Source organism: Streptomyces sp. SAS_272 (assembly GCF_052543235.1).
Window position 1 is genome coordinate 1 of the sequence record NZ_JBMNDR010000187.1, and the last position, 3,791, is coordinate 3,791.

Genomic DNA, 3,791 nt, shown 5'->3' on the forward strand with positions numbered 1-3,791 from the left:
TTTCCTGCTCCCGCGGCGGGGGCTGTCCGCGGGAGCCGGGGTTCGAGGGGCGGGCGGGGCGGGCGGGGGCCGTTACGGCCGGCGGGGCGTCAGCGGCTGGGCTCCGGCTCCGTGGTGACGGGGGCCGGGGCGGCGGCCGTCTTGCGGCTCAGATGGTTGCGGGCCAGCGTGCACAGCACCGCGGCGACGGCGACGGCGCTGAGCGGCAGGACGAGCGAGGCGTGCATGGTGGCCACGAATCCCTGGTCGTAGACCTCGCCGGCCAGCTTGCCGAGGCGGTCCGCCGTCTGCGCGGGCAGGTCGGCGGCGAGGCTCTGGAGCGCGCCGGCGTCGGGGGTGTCGCCGTGCGAGAAGGCGCCGACGAAGCCGTCGCGGGAGGCCGGCGGCAGTTCGGCGGCGCGGGCCTGCGCCTCGGAGTGCAGGTTCGCGGTGAGCCGGCTCTGCAGGACGGCGCCCACGACGGAGGCGCCGAGGACCGAGCCGATCTGCCGGATCGTGTTGTTGAGGCCCGAGGCCGCGCCGGCCAGCTGCGGCGGCACGTTGCGCATCGCCTCGCTCGACATCGGCGCGAGCAGGCAGCCGGTGCCCAGGCCGACCACGGCCATCGGCAGGGTGAAGGTGTACCAGGAGCTGTCGGCGCCGGCGAGCAGCAGCACGAGGCAGATGCCGCTGCCGTAGACGACGAGGCCGAAGAGCAGGACGTTCTTGCCGCCGATGCGGTCGGAGAGGCGGCCCGCGAAGGGCGCGGCGGTCATCGACAGGATCGGGGACGGCGCGAGGGTGAGGCCGGCCTGGACGGCGCTCATGCCGAGCACGGACTGCAGATAGATGTTCATCGGCAGCACCAGGCCCAGCAGGGCCATGGAGATCAGGGCGACGATCGCGGTCATCACGGTGAAGTTGCGGTCGCGGAACAGCGCGAACGGCACCAGCGGCTCGTCGTTCTGCCGGCGGCGCTGGTGCCCGACGAACACCGCGACGAGGGCCAGGCCGGCGGCGATCAGGGCGACGATGCCCGCGTTCCAGTGGTAGCGCTCGCCCTCCTGGAGGCCGAAGGCGAGGCAGAACAGGGCGGCGGTGGCGACGAGGACGCCGGGCAGGTCGAACCGGTGGGCGCGGGCGGGCCTGATGTCGGGCACCAGCAGGAGGGTCAGCACGACGACGGCGACGCCGATCGGCACGTTGATGAAGAAGATCCAGCGCCAGCCGACCGTGCTCACCAGGAATCCGCCCAGGGTCGGGCCGGACAGGGTCGCCACGCCGGCGATCGAGCCCCACACGCCCATGGCGGTGCCGCGCCGTTCGGCCGGGAACACCGCCATGATCAGCACCATGGTCTGGGGCACCATCATGGCCGCGCCGAGTCCCTGCACCGCGCGGGTGGCGATGAGCAGGCCGGGGGTGCCCGCGAGGCCGCAGGCGATGCTGGCCAGCGTGAAGAGGGTGACGCCCGCGATGAACAGGGTGCGCGGCCCGCGCAGGTCACCGAGCCGGCCGAAGGTGATCAGGGTGACGGCGAGCACGAGGGCGTACGCGCTGACGACCCACAGGGCCTGGTCGAGGGACGAGCCGAGCCGGTCCATCATGTCGGGGATCGCGATGTTCACGATGGTCAGGTCGAGCAGGGTCATGAAGAACCCGAGCCCCATGGTCACCAGGACTGCCCACGGATTTCCGCGCAGTTTCCTCACCGATGCTCCTTGTCGTCCACCTGAGTGGCTCACTAAATGTCCGGGACACTGACCCGAACTCGTCAATGGCCCGCTTTCCGGGGTTCATTCGGCGTCCGCGAGCCCCAACTCGTCGTCGAGCGCCGAGAAGAGTTCGTCGTCGGTGGCCGACTGAAGGTCGTCGCCGTCTGCGGCGGGCGGCCGGTGCCCGCTGTGCCAGCGGCGCAGCAGGTCGCCGAGCCGGCCGCCGACGCGGTCGCGGTCGTGGTCTGCGTCGCCGTCGGCGGCGGCCCGGGCCAGCGCCGCCTCGAGGCGGTCGAGGGCCTCGGTCAGCGGCGCCCGGCCTGCCGGGTCGTCGTCGGGGGCGAGGCGCCCGAGCAGCTCGGCGGCGAGCGCGGTGGCCGTCGGGTGGTCGAAGGGGAGGGTGGCGGACAGCCGCAGGCCGGTCGCGGCGGCGAGCCGGTCGCGCAGCTCGACGGCGGTGAGCGAGTCGAACCCGAGCTCCTGGAAGCTGCGCTCGCCCTCGAGGCGGCGGGCGTCGGCGTGGCCGAGGACGCCCGCGACCTCGGCGCGCACCAGCTCCAGGACGGCCTTCTCGCGTTCCTCGGGCGTCATCTGCGCCAGCCGCTCGGGCAGCGGCCGCTCGCCGGCGGGCGAGCCGCCGGGCGCTGCGCCGGCCCGGCGTGGCGGGGTGCGCACCAGCGTGCGCAGCAGTGCGGGCAGCCGGCCGGCGGCGGCCTGGGCGCGCAGGGCGCCCGCGTCGAGGCGGACCGGGGTGAGCAGGGCGTGCGGGGTGCGCAGGGCGGCGTCCAGGAGGGCGAGCCCGTCGGCGCTGGGCATCGCGGCGATGCCGGTGCGGGCGAGGCGGGCCAGGTCGGCTTCGGCGAGTTCCTGCGCCATGCCCGCCTCGTCGTCCCACAGGCCCCAGCCCAGTGACTGGGCGGGCAGTCCGGCGGCGTGCCGGTGCAGGGCGAGCGCGTCGAGGAAGGCGTTGGCGGCCGCGTAGTTGGCCTGGCCGGGGGTGCCCAGGGGCGCGGCGATCGAGGAGAACAGCACGAACGCCGACAGGTCGAGGCCGGCGGTCAGTTCGTGCAGGTGCCATGCGGCGTCGGCCTTGGGCCGCAGCACGGTGTCGATGCGCTCGGGCGTCAAGGCGGTCAGGACGCCGTCGTCGAGGACGCCGGCGGTGTGCACGACGGCCGTCAGCCGGTGTTCGGCGCCGACGTCCGCCAGCAGCCGCTGCACGGCGGCGCGGTCCGCCACGTCGCAGGCGGCGAAGCGGGCGGTGGCGCCCAGCTGCGTCAGCGCGGCGCCCAGTTCGGGCGCTCCGGGGGCGGCGGCCCCGCGCCTGCTGACCAGCAGCAGACGCCGTACGCCGTGTGCGGTGACGAGGTGGCGGGCGACGAGGCCGCCGAGGAAGCCGGTGGCGCCGGTGACCAGGACCGTGCCGTCCGGGTCGAGGGGGCGCGGCCCGCTCGTGCCGTCCGGGTCGTCGGGGCGCGGCCCGCTCGTGTCGTCGGGCCTCGCGGCGGCCGTCAGGCGCGGCGCGTAGGCGACGGCCTCGCGCAGGGCGAGGTGCGGCTCGTCCCCCGCCAGGGCCCGGGTCACGGCCGCGGGCACGGCGCGCGCCGACGCGGGGCTGGCGTCCAGGTCGAGCAGGACGATGCGGCCGGGGTTCTCCGACTGGGCGGTGCGCACGAGTGCGCTGACGGCGGCGGCGGCCGGGTCGGCCGCCTCGCCGGGCTTCGCCGCGCAGGCGCCCCGCGTCAGCAGGACGAGCCTGCTGTCGGCGTAGGCCTCCTCGGCGAGCCAGGTCTGCAGCAGCGCGAGGGCGTCGGCGAGCGCGGCGCGGGCGGCGTCGGGCGGCGTCGCGGCCCCGGCGGTGACGGCGGCGGGGACGGCGTCGGCGACCAGGAAGCCGGGGACGGCGCCGGGGACGGGCTCGCGGAGCGGGGCGGGGCGCAGGCCGCCGGCGTGGACGAGGGCGGCCGTCTCCCCCGCGCAGCGGCCCTCGAGGACGGCCCACCGCTCGCCGGCGGCGGGGCCGGCGGGCGCCGCGCCGAGGTCGGCGAGCTCGGCCCAGGCAAGGCGCAGCAGTCCGCCGGCCGCGCCGCCGGCCAC

At 76.4% G+C, this 3,791-nt stretch carries 2 protein-coding genes; both read right to left on the bottom strand.

All coding sequences use genetic code 11. The annotated features are described in order from the left end of the window. Positions 1 to 89: 89 nt before the first annotated feature. Complete coding sequence (locus tag ACN6LD_RS41915) at positions 90 to 1,691, bottom strand: DHA2 family efflux MFS transporter permease subunit (protein WP_445045910.1); 1,602 nt, start codon at positions 1,689 to 1,691, stop codon at positions 90 to 92. 84 nt (positions 1,692 to 1,775) lie between these two features. Beyond that, positions 1,776 to 3,791: SDR family NAD(P)-dependent oxidoreductase (locus ACN6LD_RS41920; protein WP_445045911.1), on the bottom strand; the 2,016-nt coding region annotated here is incomplete at its 5' end.